Annotated in this window: 21 protein-coding genes; 7 read left to right on the forward strand and 14 right to left on the reverse strand. The window is 39.5% G+C overall.

The features are described 5' to 3' along the window. Window positions 1-69 precede the first annotated feature (69 nt). Both tdh and QQK02_RS08090 read right to left on the reverse strand, forming a co-directional pair. Window positions 70-1,107, reverse strand: coding sequence for an L-threonine 3-dehydrogenase (tdh, locus tag QQK02_RS08085; RefSeq protein ID WP_284207489.1), 1,038 nt, complete (start codon window positions 1,105-1,107; stop codon window positions 70-72). Window positions 1,108-1,130: 23 nt separating this feature from the next. Next, window positions 1,131-2,324 (reverse strand): glycine C-acetyltransferase, encoded by a 1,194-nt coding sequence (locus QQK02_RS08090; protein WP_284207490.1) that lies wholly within the window; start codon window positions 2,322-2,324, stop codon window positions 1,131-1,133. Between the two features lie 245 nt (window positions 2,325-2,569). On the opposite strand from QQK02_RS08090, the gene waaA reads away from it, so the two are divergent. Continuing rightward, window positions 2,570-3,856, forward strand: a complete 1,287-nt coding sequence (waaA, locus tag QQK02_RS08095) for a lipid IV(A) 3-deoxy-D-manno-octulosonic acid transferase (protein WP_284207491.1) — start codon at window positions 2,570-2,572, stop codon at window positions 3,854-3,856. A gap of 89 nt (window positions 3,857-3,945) precedes the next feature. On the opposite strand, the gene QQK02_RS08100 is transcribed toward waaA, so the two are convergent. Then, entirely contained in the window at window positions 3,946-4,197 is a 252-nt protein-coding gene (locus QQK02_RS08100; RefSeq protein ID WP_284207492.1) for a YdcH family protein, read from the reverse strand. A 327-nt stretch (window positions 4,198-4,524) separates the two neighbouring features. On the opposite strand from QQK02_RS08100, the gene QQK02_RS08105 reads away from it, so the two are divergent. After that, window positions 4,525-5,271 carry a 3-deoxy-D-manno-octulosonic acid kinase gene (locus QQK02_RS08105; protein ID WP_284207493.1) on the forward strand — a complete coding sequence of 249 codons (747 nt, stop codon included), beginning with the start codon at window positions 4,525-4,527 and terminating at the stop codon, window positions 5,269-5,271. Here QQK02_RS08105 and QQK02_RS08110 read toward each other — a convergent pair. Continuing rightward, complete coding sequence (locus QQK02_RS08110; protein ID WP_284207494.1) at window positions 5,268-5,924, reverse strand: TetR/AcrR family transcriptional regulator; 657 nt, start codon at window positions 5,922-5,924, stop codon at window positions 5,268-5,270. The genes QQK02_RS08105 and QQK02_RS08110 overlap by 4 nt on opposite strands. Window positions 5,925-6,165: 241 nt before the next feature. Here QQK02_RS08110 and QQK02_RS08115 point away from each other — a divergent pair, with 241 nt between their 5' ends. Further along, window positions 6,166-6,567 carry a nuclear transport factor 2 family protein gene (locus QQK02_RS08115; protein WP_284207495.1) on the forward strand — a complete coding sequence of 134 codons (402 nt, stop codon included), beginning with the start codon at window positions 6,166-6,168 and terminating at the stop codon, window positions 6,565-6,567. A 70-nt stretch (window positions 6,568-6,637) separates the two neighbouring features. Continuing rightward, window positions 6,638-7,120, forward strand: coding sequence for a pantetheine-phosphate adenylyltransferase (coaD, locus tag QQK02_RS08120; RefSeq protein ID WP_284207497.1), 483 nt, complete (start codon window positions 6,638-6,640; stop codon window positions 7,118-7,120). Window positions 7,121-7,191: 71 nt separating this feature from the next. Here coaD and mutM read toward each other — a convergent pair whose 3' ends face one another. The 8 genes from mutM to radC all read right to left on the reverse strand — a co-directional run bounded on the left by mutM (window position 7,192) and on the right by radC (window position 11,331). Further along, window positions 7,192-8,007, reverse strand: a complete 816-nt coding sequence (mutM, locus tag QQK02_RS08125; protein ID WP_284207498.1) for a bifunctional DNA-formamidopyrimidine glycosylase/DNA-(apurinic or apyrimidinic site) lyase — start codon at window positions 8,005-8,007, stop codon at window positions 7,192-7,194. Beyond that, window positions 8,008-8,514, reverse strand: coding sequence for a hypothetical protein (locus QQK02_RS08130; protein WP_284207499.1), 507 nt, complete (start codon window positions 8,512-8,514; stop codon window positions 8,008-8,010). A gap of 91 nt (window positions 8,515-8,605) precedes the next feature. After that, window positions 8,606-8,761 carry a 50S ribosomal protein L33 gene (gene rpmG / locus QQK02_RS08135; RefSeq protein WP_044834320.1) on the reverse strand — a complete coding sequence of 52 codons (156 nt, stop codon included), beginning with the start codon at window positions 8,759-8,761 and terminating at the stop codon, window positions 8,606-8,608. Between the two features lie 9 nt (window positions 8,762-8,770). Continuing rightward, the gene (rpmB, locus tag QQK02_RS08140) at window positions 8,771-9,007 is read right to left on the reverse strand and encodes a 50S ribosomal protein L28 (protein WP_284207500.1); all 237 of its coding nucleotides are present in this window, start codon (window positions 9,005-9,007) and stop codon (window positions 8,771-8,773) included. 256 nt (window positions 9,008-9,263) lie between these two features. Then, the gene (locus QQK02_RS08145) at window positions 9,264-9,596 is read right to left on the reverse strand and encodes a replication protein RepA (RefSeq protein ID WP_284207501.1); all 333 of its coding nucleotides are present in this window, start codon (window positions 9,594-9,596) and stop codon (window positions 9,264-9,266) included. Continuing rightward, a complete protein-coding gene (locus QQK02_RS08150; RefSeq protein WP_284207502.1) occupies window positions 9,583-10,251 on the reverse strand; it encodes an AAA family ATPase in 669 nt (222 codons plus the stop codon). Before QQK02_RS08150 ends, QQK02_RS08145 begins: the two co-directional genes overlap by 14 nt. Window positions 10,252-10,275: 24 nt before the next feature. Beyond that, window positions 10,276-10,572 (reverse strand): PilZ domain-containing protein, encoded by a 297-nt coding sequence (locus QQK02_RS08155; protein WP_284207503.1) that lies wholly within the window; start codon window positions 10,570-10,572, stop codon window positions 10,276-10,278. 81 nt (window positions 10,573-10,653) lie between these two features. Next, the gene (gene radC, locus QQK02_RS08160; protein ID WP_284207504.1) at window positions 10,654-11,331 is read right to left on the reverse strand and encodes a RadC family protein; all 678 of its coding nucleotides are present in this window, start codon (window positions 11,329-11,331) and stop codon (window positions 10,654-10,656) included. An 89-nt stretch (window positions 11,332-11,420) separates the two neighbouring features. Between radC and coaBC the strand changes: the two genes are divergently transcribed. The 3 genes from coaBC to QQK02_RS08175 all read left to right on the forward strand — a co-directional run bounded on the left by coaBC (window position 11,421) and on the right by QQK02_RS08175 (window position 14,909). Then, window positions 11,421-12,635 (forward strand): bifunctional phosphopantothenoylcysteine decarboxylase/phosphopantothenate--cysteine ligase CoaBC, encoded by a 1,215-nt coding sequence (gene coaBC / locus QQK02_RS08165; protein ID WP_284207505.1) that lies wholly within the window; start codon window positions 11,421-11,423, stop codon window positions 12,633-12,635. Between the two features lie 126 nt (window positions 12,636-12,761). Continuing rightward, the gene (gene slmA, locus QQK02_RS08170) at window positions 12,762-13,346 is read left to right on the forward strand and encodes a nucleoid occlusion factor SlmA (RefSeq protein ID WP_284207506.1); all 585 of its coding nucleotides are present in this window, start codon (window positions 12,762-12,764) and stop codon (window positions 13,344-13,346) included. A 105-nt stretch (window positions 13,347-13,451) separates the two neighbouring features. Continuing rightward, on the forward strand, window positions 13,452-14,909 hold the full coding sequence (locus tag QQK02_RS08175) for an aminoacyl-histidine dipeptidase (RefSeq protein WP_284207507.1): 1,458 nt from the start codon (window positions 13,452-13,454) through the stop codon (window positions 14,907-14,909). A gap of 67 nt (window positions 14,910-14,976) precedes the next feature. Here QQK02_RS08175 and QQK02_RS08180 read toward each other — a convergent pair whose 3' ends face one another. Next, window positions 14,977-15,570 carry a PEP-CTERM sorting domain-containing protein gene (locus tag QQK02_RS08180; RefSeq protein WP_284207508.1) on the reverse strand — a complete coding sequence of 198 codons (594 nt, stop codon included), beginning with the start codon at window positions 15,568-15,570 and terminating at the stop codon, window positions 14,977-14,979. Between the two features lie 222 nt (window positions 15,571-15,792). Further along, window positions 15,793-16,551, reverse strand: a complete 759-nt coding sequence (locus QQK02_RS08185; RefSeq protein ID WP_284207509.1) for a YSC84-related protein — start codon at window positions 16,549-16,551, stop codon at window positions 15,793-15,795. Window positions 16,552-16,556: the final 5 nt, after the last annotated feature.

Here is a 16,556-nt window from a genome sequence, read left to right on the forward strand (position 1 = left end):
TGATTAACAGTATATTAAAAAAGGGAGCTAGGCTCCCCTTTTTTAAAGGTTTTTACGAGTTATAACGAATTACGATTTTTCACTTGTCCAATCTAAAATAACTTTGCCAGATTGTCCTGAGCGCATCACATCAAAACCTGATTGAAAATCATCAATCGAGTAGTGGTGCGTAATAATTGGTGATAAATCTAAACCTGATTGAATTAAACTCGCCATTTTGTACCAAGTTTCAAACATTTCACGACCATAAATACCTTTGATCGTCAGCCCTTTAAATATCACCTTGCTCCAGTCAATGGCCATATCGTTACCTGGAATACCTAACATGGCTATTTTACCACCATGATTCATATTCTCTAACATATCGGTAAATGCCATTGGTACACCAGACATTTCAAGGCCAACATCAAAACCTTCAGTCATACCTAGTTCAGCCATAACATCTGATAGCTTTTCCTTGCTAACATCTACAGCGCGCGTTGCACCCATTTTTCTCGCTAACGATAATCGATACTCGTTGACGTCGGTAATCACCACATGGCGCGCACCAACGTGCTTGGCCACTGCAGCGGCCATTATGCCGATTGGACCTGCGCCGGTAATTAAAACATCTTCGCCCACTAAATCGAATGATAATGCAGTATGAACAGCGTTACCAAATGGGTCAAAGATCGCAGCTAAATCGTCAGAAATTTCATCAGGTAATTTAAATGCATTATAAGCGGGAATCACAAGGTACTCAGCAAATGAGCCTTCTCGATCTACACCTACACCTACCGTATTTCGACATAAGTGTGTGCGACCACCACGACAATTACGGCAATGACCACAAGTAATATGACCTTCACCAGACACACGATCGCCTACCGAAAAGCCTTTGACTTCTTGGCCCATATCAACAACTTCGCCAGCATACTCATGACCTACGACCATAGGCACAGGAATCGTTTTTTGTGACCATTCATCCCAGTTATAAATATGAATGTCTGTACCACAAATTGCCGTTTTATTAATTTTAATTAATAAATCATTGTGACCCATTTTAGGCTTGGGCGAATCAGTCATCCAAATGCCTTCTTTGGCGTGTAATTTAGCTAATGATTTCATCTAAAAATACCTGTCTTTACGTACTAAATAATACCCATGTCTTTACCGATGCGGGTAAAGGCTTCAATGGCTTTGTCTAACTGCGCTTTAGTATGAGCGGCTGAAATTTGTGTACGAATACGCGCTTGACCTTTTGGTACTACCGGGAAAGAGAAGCCAATTACGTAAATACCTTCAGCTAATAAGCGATTAGCCATTTCACTCGCTACTTTAGCGTCACCTAACATCACAGGAACAATCGCATGATCTGCGCCAGCACAAGTGAAACCTGCTGTTTCCATTTGCGTTCTAAAATACTGAGCATTGTCTTTTAATGTTTTACGTAACTCACCGCCTTGCGCGAGTAAGTCGAGTACACGGATTGATGCGCTAACGATTGCCGGTGCTAGTGAGTTCGAAAATAAGTATGGACGAGAGCGCTGCCTTAACCATTCAACAATTTCTTTTTTCCCTGAAGTATAACCGCCAGATGCACCGCCCATTGCTTTGCCTAACGTACCAGTAATGATATCGACACGCCCCATAACCTCACAATACTCGTGGCTACCGCGACCTTCTTCGCCAACAAAACCAACGGCATGTGAATCATCAACCATAACAAGGGCGTTATATTTGTCGGCTAAATCACAAATGCCTTTCAAGTTAGCGATCACACCGTCCATCGAAAATACGCCGTCTGTCGCGATTAACTTATAACGGGCACCCGCTTCATCAGCGGCTTTTAAACTCGCTTCTAGTTCAATAAGATCGTTGTTTGCGTAACGGAAACGTTTAGCTTTACATAAACGCACACCATCAATAATCGATGCATGGTTTAACGCATCACTAATGATGGCATCTTCAGGCCCTAATATCGTTTCAAAAAGACCGGCATTAGCATCAAAACACGATGAATAAAGAATGGTATCTTCCATCCCCAAGAAGTCGCTTAACTTCTGCTCTAATGTTTTATGAATATCTTGTGTACCACAAATAAAACGAACTGATGCCATGCCAAAACCATGATCATCTAAGCCAGCTTTCGCGGCCTCAATTAATGCAGGGTGATTTGCTAAACCTAAGTAGTTATTGGCACAAAAATTAATAACCTGCTCACCAGAATTAACGGCAATGGCAGCTTGTTGTGCTGTTGTAATAACACGCTCGTCTTTGTACAAGCCTTCTTCTTTAACCTGATCAATTTGACCTTGCATATACTGATAAAAATTCGATGACATAGCCGCCTCGTTGTAAATAATTTGTAATAACCCAGATTTTCGGAATTTTACGCTATATTAATATAAAAATCATGTATCTCAGTATTCGAGAACTCTACTAAAATACAAATTTGTTAACCTTGATTGCCAGTTAATGCAATAATAGCAAATGCTAGCAAGTTTCGGTGACATTTTCTCGCTTGTTGATACCTACCAGACTTAGTTATACTGTTGATTAATCACTAGTTACCAATCAAGAGTTATTTTTGAACGCCCAACTCTCGCTTTTTGCTTATCGCATCGTCATTTTATTGCTAACGCCGATCTTATTGTTGGCATTGTTCATTCGCTCAATAAATCATAAGGCCTACCGTGCGCGACTTGCAGAAAGACTTGGTTTTTTACCTAATCACTTTAAAAAAAATGGCATTGTCATTCATGCTGCCAGCGTAGGTGAAGTATTAGCATTAAAACCCTTAGTAACTGAGCTGCTTGCCCTACATCCAACAAAAATCATCACCTTTACAACCTTTACTCCAACAGGATCAGCGCAAGTTAAACAACATTTTGGCGATCGTGTTCAGCATTGTTATTTACCCATTGATAATCCACTATCAACACACCTCTTTTTAAATAAATTAGTACCGAGCAGTTTAATCGTCATGGAAACTGAATTATGGCCTAACTTAATTGCTCAAGCTAAAAACAGAAAGATTAAACTACAGCTCATTAACGGTCGTTTGTCGGATAACTCAATGAAAAGCTATCGTAAGCTTACATGGCTGATTACTCCATGCTTGAAAAGCTTTGATGATATCTTGTGTCAAAGCCAAGACAACCAAGTAAATTTTCTCTCGTTGGGCGCAGATGGTGATACAACTATTGTGTCAGGCAATTTGAAGTACGACATAAGACTCACAGACCAAACCATTGCAAAGCAAGCAGAGCTCGCTGGATATTTACAAAATAAACGCCCTATTTGGCTTGTTGCCAGCACCCATCCTGGCGATGAAGAAATAATATTGAATGCTTTTCAACAAGCATTAGAAGCACAACCCGATTTATTACTTATTCTCGTACCTAGGCATCCTGAGCGTTTTAATGATATAGCCAATTTATGTCAACAAACCTATCAGACCGTCAGGCGCAGTGAACAATCAACTGTATTAGCTGAACATCAAATTTGGCTACTTGATAGCTTAGGTGAGCTTATGGCGGCATTTGCCTTAGCCGACATTGTGACCATGGGTGGCAGCTTTAGCCATATTGGTGGTCACAACCCACTTGAGCCGGCTTTTTACCACAAAGCGATTATTGTTGGCCCTAATATGTCTAATTTTAAAGACGTTATGCAAACAATGGCGAAAAACCAAAGCATAGTGCAGCTAACAGGTGATCGAGATTATGCTGCTCAATTAGCTAACCATCTAGGATATTTGCTTAAAGATGAAGAACGACGTATATCGCTAGGTGACAACGCAAGAAAAGTGGTCGATGAAAATCAGGGCGCGTTGGCAACAACATTAGAAAAAATAGACCAATACCTGAAGTAACTTCAAATATTGGTCAATGGTTTTATTATTATTGTCGAGGGCAACAGCCCCATATAGCTATAACTTACTTTAGAGAGAAGATTGTGAGTTTACGCTTTTGCTTTTTGTTTTTTTAACATCACGAATAAATTATCTTTTAAATTTAATCGCTTAAACTTGCGTTGCTCCAAATATTCGTCAGTCGTGTTTTCAACACCCTCTTCGATGCGAATCACTTCTTTATTTACATCATGATATTCATTAAATAAACGTGCAAAATGTGCGTCATTCATTTTTAAGTCGTGAATTTCATCATGAAACTCTGGGAATTCGTGGTGTAGATCATGCTTTTCAATAGACATCTTATTACCCCTAATCAATGATACTTGTTAAGTTAATAATACCGAGCAAAGCAGAATATTTATTGATCTGGCGCAAGCAAAAACCAACCATTATAAAATCATTTTTTGATGCTAATTTATTGAAAATATCAGGTTAAATCTTGATAGGGATCCTATTGCAATTCATCAATATGAGTGACAAGTTGCTGAGTACTGATATTTGCCATTAACAATACCGATAACAGGGGGAGAATCTATAGCTTGAATACCCTTAATGGTGAGAAGCCATTGACCCAGCATTAAGGAATCACCACAATAGGCGCAGAATAGAAATATAAGGCAATTATTTTGAAGCCAAGTGCAAATCTAAAACCTTGTCAGTTAGTAGTGATTGACTCTTCATCATATTACTTCGCTTATGATGCCAATAAGATTGATCAGCCAAGCGTAGACATTTTTAATTCCAAATATTGGCAATCACAACAGGCAATTGTAGGAACTGCGCAAGGTAGAGGCACAACCTATTTTATTGACTATCAACAACAAGCGTGGGTTTTAAAACACTATTATCGCGGCGGATTAATCGGCAAACTGATCAAAGATAAGTATATTTATTTAGGGATAGAGAAAACCCGTGCAAAAAGGGAATTTGATTTATTAGTAACAATGCAAGCTCTACAATTACCCTGCCCTGCGCCTATTGCAATTGGTATTAAAAAGCATGCCTTGACCTATCAAGCAGATTTAATTACCGAACGCATTCAACACAGTCAAGATGTTGTCGGCATACTAAAAAAACAAACCATATCAGCTGAGCAATGGCAACTTATTGGTAAAACCATTCAGGACTTTCATCAACATGGCATCTACCATGATGATCTAAACTGTCATAACATTTTGCTCGACAATCAAAATCAGGTTTGGCTCATCGATTTTGATAGAGGGGAACAGAAACCTATAGATAAAGGCTGGCAACAAGATAATTTAGATCGGCTATTACGCTCATTTAGAAAAGAAAAAACTCGCCTGAGCGAGTTTTATTGGCAAGAATCTGATTGGCAATCACTACTAAGTGGCTACCACAGCGCTACTTAAGCGACTGTCAGCATTTCCTCTTGGCGCTTTAAATAAAGATCACGGGCTTTAATAAAATCAGGTAATGCTTTTGGTGTGGTATATGGTCGAATCAAGGCAAATATTTTCAAAACACCTTCAAAAAATACCGAAGAATCAATCTCAGGGTTTAAGTTCTGGGTTTGATAGAAGCTAAGCCAGAAAGTATTCACAATACGTAAAACACTAACTAAATCGGGTAATTCTTCATCTTCAAAGGCAATCATATCAACATCGCGTAGCGAGATTAATAAATCACTTACCTGCTTACTAATATACTCTTGAACTTCTACATATTTTTCACGCAGGCTTGGGTTCTTATCAAGCAACACAGGTAAATTAGCGTAGAAGAATCTAAAGCGAGACATTGCTTGGAATACTGTATCCATGTAGTTGATAATTGCATCAAGCGGTTCAATATCTGGTGAGGCAATAGGAAACGTATCAAGCAGAAGTTTACGTGCGTATTCTTCATAAATAGACAGGATAATGTCTTCTTTATTACGGAAGTGATAGTACAGGTTACCCGGGCTTATACCTAGGTGAGCAGCAATATGATTTGTTGTAACATTTCGCTCTCCGTGCTCATTAAATAAATCAATACTGGCTTGAATTATTTTATCCCGCGTTTTCATAATACTCGTCTACTCTCACAACCTCGAATTTTTCTATCATACTATCAAAACTTCATAAAACGGAAGTGTTTTCGAGCAAATACTTTAAGTCCTAGTTTTTTCAAACATTACAAATACCTAACGGAAAAATTAGCAAACTATTATCAAATATAGAGTTTTTACGTCATCAACTTAATCTTGACATCTGTTAGATAATAAGAATAACTATAATAAAACTATCTATAAAAATGGAATAAGAATAATGATCGAACAATGGCACCAAGTGGTGAAGTCACGTGATTTAAGCGCACTATCTGAATTAATTGCTGATAACGCTGTTTTACACTCCCCTGTTATCCATCGACAAATAGCAGGAAAGAAAATGGTTCAAATGTACCTTACCGCTGCTTTCCATACTTTTTTAAATGATACATTTACCTATATTACTGAAGCACACGCTCAGCCTGAAACAGGGCAAAAAGTTGTCTTAGAGTTTACGACAGAAATTAATGGTATTTTTGTCAACGGCATAGATATGATCACCTTTGATAGCGAAGGCAAAATCATTGAATTTAAAGTGATGGTTCGCCCATTCAAAGCGTTAAATTTAATTAATGAGCACATGATGGCATCACTGGAAAAGCTCGGTATGTCATTTAGCTAATGAATCAGACTAGGCAAATTTACGACGGCCATTTACAATAACCTAATAAATCATAAATAATGTTGAAATTATGCCAGTAAAAGCTATTTATCCGGGTACCTTTGACCCTGTAACTAACGGCCATACCGATTTAATCACACGCGGTAGCAAGCTATTTGATGAAGTGATTGTTGGTGTGGCAGCAAGTCCTAGTAAAAAGCCATTGTTTTCACTTGAGCAACGTGTTGAATTTATTGAACAAATAACACAACATTTGCCCAATGTAACGGTTGTTGGTTTTAGTGGGCTATTAGTTGATTTTGCCAAATTTCATCAAGCGACTGTCTTAATTCGAGGCTTAAGGGCAGTCTCTGATTTTGAATATGAATTTCAACTTGCCAATATGAACCGACGTTTGAGTCCTGACTTAGAAAGTGTTTTTTTAACACCTGCCGAAGAAAACTCTTTCATCTCATCGAGCTTAGTTAAAGAAGTCGCCCTACATAACGGTGATGTGAGTCAGTTCGTTGACCCTATCGTTAAACAAGCCATTGATGGCGCATTAAAGAGATAAACCAATCACTTCATAAAACATGAGTAGCGACCTTAGCACTGCTCATGTTGCCAATTCGCAAGACTCTTCAATTACTTTTTCTGGCATTTTTTGCAATAAACAGAGCTTCTATTTGATTGCCTAATTTCTGTAAGTTCAGTATCACAGACTAAACACGGTTCTCCACCACGCCCATAAACATTTAAAGACTGGGCAAAATAACCTGGCTTACCATCTGCTTGAGTAAAGTCTTTTAACGTCGTACCACCTTGAGTAATTGCCGCCGCAAGCACAGCTTTAATGGTATCAACAAGAATACTTAATCTGCGCTTACTAATATCGCCAGCATGCGTTGTCGGTAAAATACCGGAAAGAAATAGCGCTTCATTTGCGTAAATATTGCCAACACCGACAACAACAGGATTATTCATTAGGAAGTTTTTAATGGGTGTTTTTCGCCCTTTAGCTTTCTCAATTAAATAATCTACATTGAATTCATCACTAAGTGGTTCGGGTCCCAATTTAGCTAAAACACCATCGATATCCTGATGTTCAGGTAACCAAAGTACAGCGCCAAACCTTCGCGGATCATTTAATCGCAATACTTTTTTATTTTTAAAAACCAAATCGAAATGATCATGTTTGATTGGCGCAACATCATTAGAAATCACGCGAATGGCGCCTGACATACCCAAATGTATCAATAAGGTACCCGTATCAAAAATCAACATTAAATATTTACTGCGACGCTGAACATCTAATACTTTGTGGCCTTTCAAGGTTAAAACGTCTTCTGGAATTGGCCACCGTAGCTGCCAGAACCGAACAACAACGTCATCAACTTGCTGGCCTTTGATATGCGGCAAAATACCTAATTTACAGACTTCAACTTCAGGTAACTCTGGCATTTAATAGACCTCTTGCGTTTGTAGAACAGCTACCGGTAACAGCTGCTGATATAGCTGACGTTCACCTTGAAACCAATATGTTTCACCACTCGGTGTTTGCTTAACAACCAATAGCGCATCTGGTGTAGGCAATAACATGAAATAGTATAAATCACTTTGTCCGGCGATAAGAGCAGAAACAATCGTCGCCTTTGCTTTATCGAAATATTCTGGCTTGTCAATGGATTGCAATGCCACATCATGCCACGTGGACATCATTTGTTCTAAAGGTTGACCAGCAATAACATTGGGCAATGAACGCCATGTTTGCCCAATGCGCTCAATTGACACTAACTGATTAACCGTTAAGGTTAAGATAATTTCGTGATCTTCAATTAAACTCACTGACGAAATTAACTGCTCGCTCGCTTGCTCTTGCTTATTTTGCGTCATGTTAATCAATAGAATAAATGCCATCACCGCATAGATAATAACGTTATTCCAGCCAGCTCTTGATAGTCTTATCATTAAAATCCCCTACAACATGTACAAGCATGATACTGAATTTTAGGCATAAAAAAACCCAGCAATTTGCTGGGCCTTTTAAAACTAATATCAATTACTTGATTTTAGCTTCCTTGTACATCACGTGCTTACGTGCTTTAGGATCAAACTTTTTGATTTCCATTTTCTCTGGCATAGTCTTTTTATTCTTATCAGTAGTATAAAAATGACCTGTACCAGCAGAAGAAACTAAACGAATTTTATCACGCATGGTGGTTCCTTAGATCTTTTCGCCACGAGCACGGATATCAGTTAATACTGCATCAATGCCTTTCTTGTCGATAATACGCATACCTTTAGGAGTAAGGCGTAATTTAACGAAACGGTTTTCACTCTCTACCCAAAAACGGTGAGATTGAAGGTTAGGTAAGAAACGACGACGAGTCGCGTTTCTTGCGTGAGAACGGTTGTTCCCTACGACTGGTTTTTTGCCAGTAACTTGACAAACTCTAGACATATGTCACTCCAAAATTAATTTCAGCTCGAGTTATTTTTCACCCGCGGCCGTCGCCGAAGGATCCCGAAAAAGGTGGCATATTATAGGGAAAGTTAGAGGGTAATGCTAGCCTAAATAACATTTTCCTACGTTATAATTATGAAAGCCAGTAAAAACAAGGCCGTAAGACTAGAAAAACAACAACAAACGGTGGGAATATACGTCTATTTCAGTACTTTTTTACACCACAATGTCGAATTTAAACCCGAATATGCCATTAATCTTTCTTTAGTAACTGGATCAATTTTGCTTTAAGGGTTTTATCTTCGTCACTATCAAGCAGAATACGAATAATATGAGACTTCGCTAATTTGGTTTCGTCGGCGAGATATTGCAGTTGATTAATGGCTTGCTCATTTAAAGTGAAGGTAGCATGTCGATAGTTTTTCTTCACTTTTTTCACAGCAATAGAAGCTGAAGATGACGCACTGACCACTTGAGGTTTACCTTTAGCGTAATTGAGCGCGTCTTCTATAAAATCATCGACATTAACAGCTTTTTTCGCATCCTTTCGTTTAACTGCAGACTTTTTAAGATCAGTTAAACTCATGCTTATTGTCCGGTTTCATAGCTAAAACTTCTTCGGCTATAGCAATAATTTCCTGCGCAGCCTTACCTTCAGGATCAACTTCAACTACTGACGACCCCTTTTCTTCACTATCATCGTAAATATTTCGGTTAAAGGTCACAGCATTCAATACGTTAATACCATATGACTCACACACTTCCTTCGCTTCTAAAATACGCTTTGCTTGGGTAGGTAATGCAGGGCACTGGGTAATAACAAATGACGCCAACATTTTAGGATTGACCATTTTACAGGTACTTAGCATATCTTCCATATGTGGTACTGTTTTCAAGTCACGACGTTTCGGCCTTAAGGGGATCAATACGTGATCGGCAACTGACATGGCCGCTCTCAGTGCTAGATTGTCTTGGCCACCACAATCAACAATCACATAGTCATAATGTTGCACCAAGCTAAGTAAATCATTGCGAATTTTACCGTAAAGTTGAATACAATTAATTGCCGGCAAACTTGGATCGGTATTTCTGGCTTGAATCCAATCAGACGTTGTTCGTTGAGGGTCACAATCAACCATCAAGACAATCGCCTTTTTATCTCTAGCAAAATAGACTGCGAGGTTTTGCGCTAAACAACTTTTACCGCTTCCTCCTTTTTCACCACCAACCAATATCAACATAGTACTTATCCTTATTTACAACGACTAATCTTGAAACAGCAAGGCAATCTCATAATTAGCATCTCGGTTAACACTTCGAATCACGCGTGCCTTAATATAAACAGGAGGATCCTTTTGGAGGGTTAAGTTCATTTCAACGGGCGTGTAGAGTTCAATCTTATTGATACTACTGACTTTAATCCCCTTCCGAGAAATATCTAAACAAATGCATTGCTCTTCCATTTCTTGCGCTTGGTGTTGCCAACGCAACTCAACGAGCTCACCTTCCATATCTAACCTGATATGCTGCCGGCGCTCATTTGTTTCGTCATTTTCAACCATTCATACTCCTAAATTTTTTGCAAATGACAATTTCCCTCTATAAAACCTAGTGATCCTTTATTGAGATAGCAAGTTATTTTTCTAGATATTGCCATGCTCAGCAAATGAGTATGTGGTACTACCAGCAACGATAATATGGTCAAGTACGTCGATGTCTAACAATGTCATCGCGCTTTTTATACGATTCGTGATGTGTAAATCGGCACCACTTGGACTAGCAACACCACTTGGGTGATTGTGACATAAGATGATGGCAGCACCGTGCAAGCTCAAGACTTTTTCAACCACTACGCGAGGATACACTGCAGCAGCATTAATCGTTCCAAAGAACAGCTTTTCAAAAGAAATTACTTGATGTTGGTTATCAAGCACTAACATGGCAAAAACTTCATTAGGCTCATGTTTAAGTTGAGCGTGTAAAAAGTCTTTTGTTTTTTGGCTTGAGGATAATGTTTGACCCGACTCTAGGTCTTCAGCCAAATACCGCTTGGTCATTTCTAAGCAGGCTTGCAATTGCGCATACTTTGCCGCGCCTAATCCATGGGTTTGACAAAACTGCTGCTGACTGGCTTGATACACGCCAGAAATACTGCCAAATTGGACAAGTAACTGACGAGCAAGATTGACCACATGATGCTCTTTTGTACCGGTTCTTAAGAAAATGGCAAGTAACTCAGCATCACTTAATGCATGAGCACCATATTGAAGTAACTTTTCTCGCGGCCGCTCATTTTGCGGCCAAGACGCTAACCTTTCCATGTTTGCAACTATCCTTCCTAGACAAGTGCTGTGTATTATCGATTATAATGATAAGCTATTGCATTATTAATGATTAAGATTAGCAGGTTATGGCAGTTTTACAGGGCAAAAAAATTCTTTTAGGTGTAACAGGTGGTATTGCTGCGTACAAAGCACCAGAGCTTGTTCGTCGTTTAAAAGATCACGGCGCAGATGTTCGCGTTGTATTAACCCAAAGTGCTAAAGCCTTCGTATCAGAGCTAAGCTTACAAGCGGTTTCTGCAAACCCCGTTTCAGAAAGTTTGCTCGACCCTGCCGCAGAGCTAGCAATGGGTCATATAGAGCTAGCGAAGTGGGCAGACTTAGTCCTTGTCGCACCAGCGACCGCTAATATGTTAGCTAAATTATCTCATGGCTTAGCTGATGATTTGTTATCAACTTTATGCCTAGCAACAAGTGCTCCTGTCGCCATTGCTCCTGCGATGAACCAGCAAATGTGGCACGCTAAGGCAACACAAGAAAACCTATCTACTATAGTTAAACGTCAGCACCCTATTTGGGGACCTGTCTCAGGTGATCAGGCGTGCGGTGATGTGGGTTTAGGTCGCATGTTAGATGTACCAGCGTTAGTTAACCATTGCTTATCACACTTTGAAAGTTCAACTTTATACGCAAAAGAGCTAGCGAAAGGCCAGCATTGGGTTATCACGGCTGGCCCAACAAGGGAGCCTATCGATCCAGTCCGTTATATTAGCAATCATTCGTCAGGTAAAATGGGCTATGCGCTAGCAAGTGCTGCCAGTAAATTGGGCGCAAATGTCACCATAATTTCTGGCCCAGTTACTCTTCCCACACCTGATGGCTGCCAACGAGTCGATGTAGAAAGTGCCCTCTGTATGCACGAGCAAGCACTAGCACTTGCGCCACAAGCTGATGTTTTTATTGCCTGTGCTGCTGTTGCTGACTATCGTATTGCACAGGTAGCAGATCAGAAAATCAAGAAAACAAACGATGAGATGACAATTAACTTGGTCAAAAATCCAGATATTGTCGCCGATGTAGCTAAATTAGCCAGTAAACCTTTTACGGTCGGCTTTGCCGCAGAAACACAAGATGTTGCTACTTACGCAAAAGATAAGCTTGCTCGTAAAAATTTAGACATGATTGCAGCAAATGACGTATCTGCTGAAGGACAAGGGTTTAACAGCGACAACAATGCTTTGAGCGTGTTTACATCAACAGAGCAATTTGACATCAGTTTAGCGAGCAAAGGCCAAGTAGCTGAACAACTTGTTTCTCTTATTGTCAAACAAAACAAAAAGTAGCACGTAAGTAAGCACCTACAAACTAACGATATATAAATTGGCAATCCGGAAGGTTCACGCTACAATGGGTGTTCTTTTTAGTCGTTGATTAACGCGATTTAATCACAAACATTTTGAAGTCACTTTATGTCTGCAACACCAAAAACAAGTAGAAAACAACAAATCTTAGAGTGCCTTGCTCTAATGCTTCAAACAAGCCCAGGACAGCGTATCACCACAGCGAAACTTGCTGCAGAGGTAGGCGTTTCAGAAGCGGCACTTTATCGCCACTTCCCATCTAAAGCTCGTATGTTTGAAGGCCTTATTGAATTTATTGAAGAATCAATATTTTCTCGCATCAACTTAATACTTACTGATCATAAAGAAGCGATTGTCCGCTGCCATCATATTACTCACGTGTTACTCATTTTTGCCGAGCGCAACCCAGGAATGTGCCGCATTTTAACGGGTGACGCTTTAATGGGTGAGAATGAACGTTTACGCATTCGTGTTCATCAGTTCTTTGAAAAATTAGAATCACAGTATAAGCAAGTATTACGTGAACGTAAGTTGCGTGAAGGCAAAGGCTTTACCATAAACGAACAAGCGTTAGCTAATATATTAGTATCTTTTAGTGAAGGTAAAATTAGCCAATACGTTCGTTCTGGTTTTACAAAAAAACCAAGTGAAGACTTTAGCGAACAATGGTTATTTTTATTAGCCGATAAATAATTCAACTTACAAGGGGCTGTTGATCTTTCATCAACAGACCCTAACACCCTTTTGGTTACGTGCTAATCTTTATTGGGATAATAGAAACAAATTTAAGGAGTTTATGTGAGCCAACTTTCACAACTTCAACCGAATAAATTGTGGCAAATTTTTGAAAAAATTTGCTCAATCCCTCATCCGTCAAAACATGAACAACGTATCTCAGCATGGATTCAATCTTGGGCCAAAGAGCTTGGGTTGTCTGTCAAAGAAGATGCGGTTGGTAATCTTTTTATAAAGAAAGACGCAACACCCGGTATGGAAGATCGACGTGGCGTAATTTTACAAGCACACATGGATATGGTGCCGCAGAAAAACGCGTCAACAGAGCATGACTTTTTAACGGATCCTATTCAGCCTTATGTTGATGGTGATTGGGTAACAGCAACCGATACAACACTAGGTGCCGATAACGGTATTGGCTTGGCATCAGCTATGGCTGTACTTGCCAGTGATAATATTGAGCATGGACCACTTGAAGTACTTGTAACGATTGATGAAGAAGCTGGCATGACGGGCGCCTTTGGTCTTGAGGCTGGCTGGCTTGACGGCGATATCCTCATTAATACTGATTCAGAACAAGAAGGTGAAGTTTACATGGGGTGCGCTGGCGGTATCGATGGCAGTGCGACCTTCAAACTAGAAACAATGACAGTGCCAAAAAATTACCTATCATTTAATCTTGCCTTATCCGGATTAAAAGGTGGTCATTCGGGTGTCGATATTCACACCGGTCGCGCAAATGCCAATAAATTAATTACTCGATTACTTCTAGAAGCAACCAACAAATTCGGTATTCAATTAACGGAATTAAATGGTGGTAGTTTACGTAATGCTATTCCTCGTGAAGCTAATGCAAGCTTTGTAGTAGAAGAAAGCAAAGTCGAGGCATTAAAAGCATTGATTGTTGAGCACCTTTCAACAATTAAAACAAGTTTATCAAGCGTAGAGCCTGATATCGAGATGACATTAATTTCACCTGAAACCTTTGATACTTGTTGGCAACTAGAAAGTCAGTTGCAAGTTTTACGCGCATTAAATGCTTGTACCAACGGTGTGATTCGCATGAGTGACGATATTGAAGGTATTGTTGAAACATCGTCAAATTTAGGTGTGTTACGCACAAAAGGCACTACATTTAACGCCCTCGTATTAATTAGAAGCTTACATGATGATGGCCGTGATGATGCACAAACCATGGTGCAATCTACATTCGAACTCGCCGGTGCGAAAATTGAATTTAGTGGCGCCTACCCTGGCTGGAAACCAGATACAAGCTCAGCCATTATGCAGGTGGTACGTGATACTTACCAAAGTATTTTTAATAAGCTACCAGAAATCATGGTGATTCACGCAGGTCTTGAGTGTGGTTTATTCAAAACGGCTTATCCAAACTGGGATATGGTCTCGATTGGCCCTACGATTAAATTCCCCCATTCACCAGATGAAAAAGTAGAAATAGCGACTGTTGAACAATATTGGCAGTTGTTAACCGCAGTATTAGGTAATATTCCTACGAAGTAACAACCATAAAAAAACGCCTCATCTAAGGCGTTTTTTTTCAAAGCGATTTAGCAAAAGAAACGATTAATTAGGCGCGCTTCTTCTTTGTGTAAGCTAAGCCAATTAAGGCAAAACCAAGTAACACGATACTACCTGGCTCAGGAACAGGAACACTTGTTACTAAAGCTTGACCAGCTACGCTCTCATAAACAAAATGAGTAAATAACGCATCTTGACCGTCAAAATCAATTTGTAAAAAGCCATAACAGGTTAAACAACTACTTAATCCCTGCACACCCAAATAATTGATGCCAATGTCCATTTGCATAATAAAAGCGGCACGCGATAAAGATGTCATTGCTAAGCTACTGTCAACAGTAACATCACCATTAACTGGGTTTAAGAAGTTTGCATGAAATGTTGTGCCCACACTTCCCGACGCCATTAAATAAAGTTGACCTAACTCACTAGGTAACACTGGTGCGAGACCATCGGTATGAGTTAATCTAATTTCAAACCCAGGAAGATCGTTATCTAAATTAAACGTTGTAGGAACAGAAAAATCCATAGAGTCGTCGCTAATAGGTGCGTCGAAATTTATCGTGATAATGCCCGCTGTTGCATTTTGCGTTGCAAAAAGAAAAACAATACTGGTGAAAAGCGCTAAAATTACTTGTTTCATACTTACCTCAACTACCATGTATCAAAGGATACACTACTACTACTACACCTAACAAAGCAAAAAACAAGCCAAATTAAAATAATTACTTAATTACAACAACTTAACAAAAAACAAAAGTTCAAGCATTGGCCGATGTAAAATTTATCGACACAACAAAACCGACTAACAACAAAAGGTAACAAGATGTTGTTATTTCAATAACGTGCGTGCAATCAAGCCATATTAATTGAGGTCGCCGTCAAGCCAGTACTTACTGCCGGTTAAGTTGGCATCAACTAAAATACCTTTATCATTCAATACAAAAACGGCTAAGCCATCACTGAACTTTGCGCCAAGTTCCGCTGAATCTTCCATAATCACGGCACCTGCTTCTGTACTGCCTTCCCAGCCTTGGTTCCAAGCGTCAGAAGTAAATGTTTTAAATTTCTCTTCAGTTTCAAAAAGCATGACTTGCTGATAAAACTTTCCACCAATACCAAGGGCTAAACCAGCACCAAACATATTCATATAAACTCTATCGCCGGTAGATTTATCAACCGCAACACCAGAGCCACCATTAGTATGAAACATCAAAGAAAACTTTCTCGAATCAAAAACCGCATAACCATAAGCTTTATCAAAAATAGCTTTTGCCGCAGGAGTTTGCTGAAATAGCTTGGCTAAGCTTACATTAGCCATGGTGTTAAGCGCATTGCGCGCCTCATCAGGTGTTTCTGGCTCTAACATTTCAGCTACCGCATTTTCACCTTTTTCAACCCACTCTGCCGATTTATCCCAGGCAGCACTACTCCAGTCTTTCGTGTTTTTCCAAGCTTCTTCACTAAATTCAGTAGTGGCATCCCATGCATCTTTCGATGCTTCTGAAACTTTTTTGCCGGCTTCTTTCATTTTATCTAGCCAACTTTGTCCATTTACTTCAGTGGTTGTGAATGAAAAAACACTACCAAGAACAATACTTGCAATGAGTGTGAGCTTTCGCATGTGAG

It is taken from the genome of Thalassotalea eurytherma (genome assembly GCF_030161415.1).
GTDB lineage: Bacteria > Pseudomonadota > Gammaproteobacteria > Enterobacterales > Alteromonadaceae > Thalassotalea_G > Thalassotalea_G eurytherma.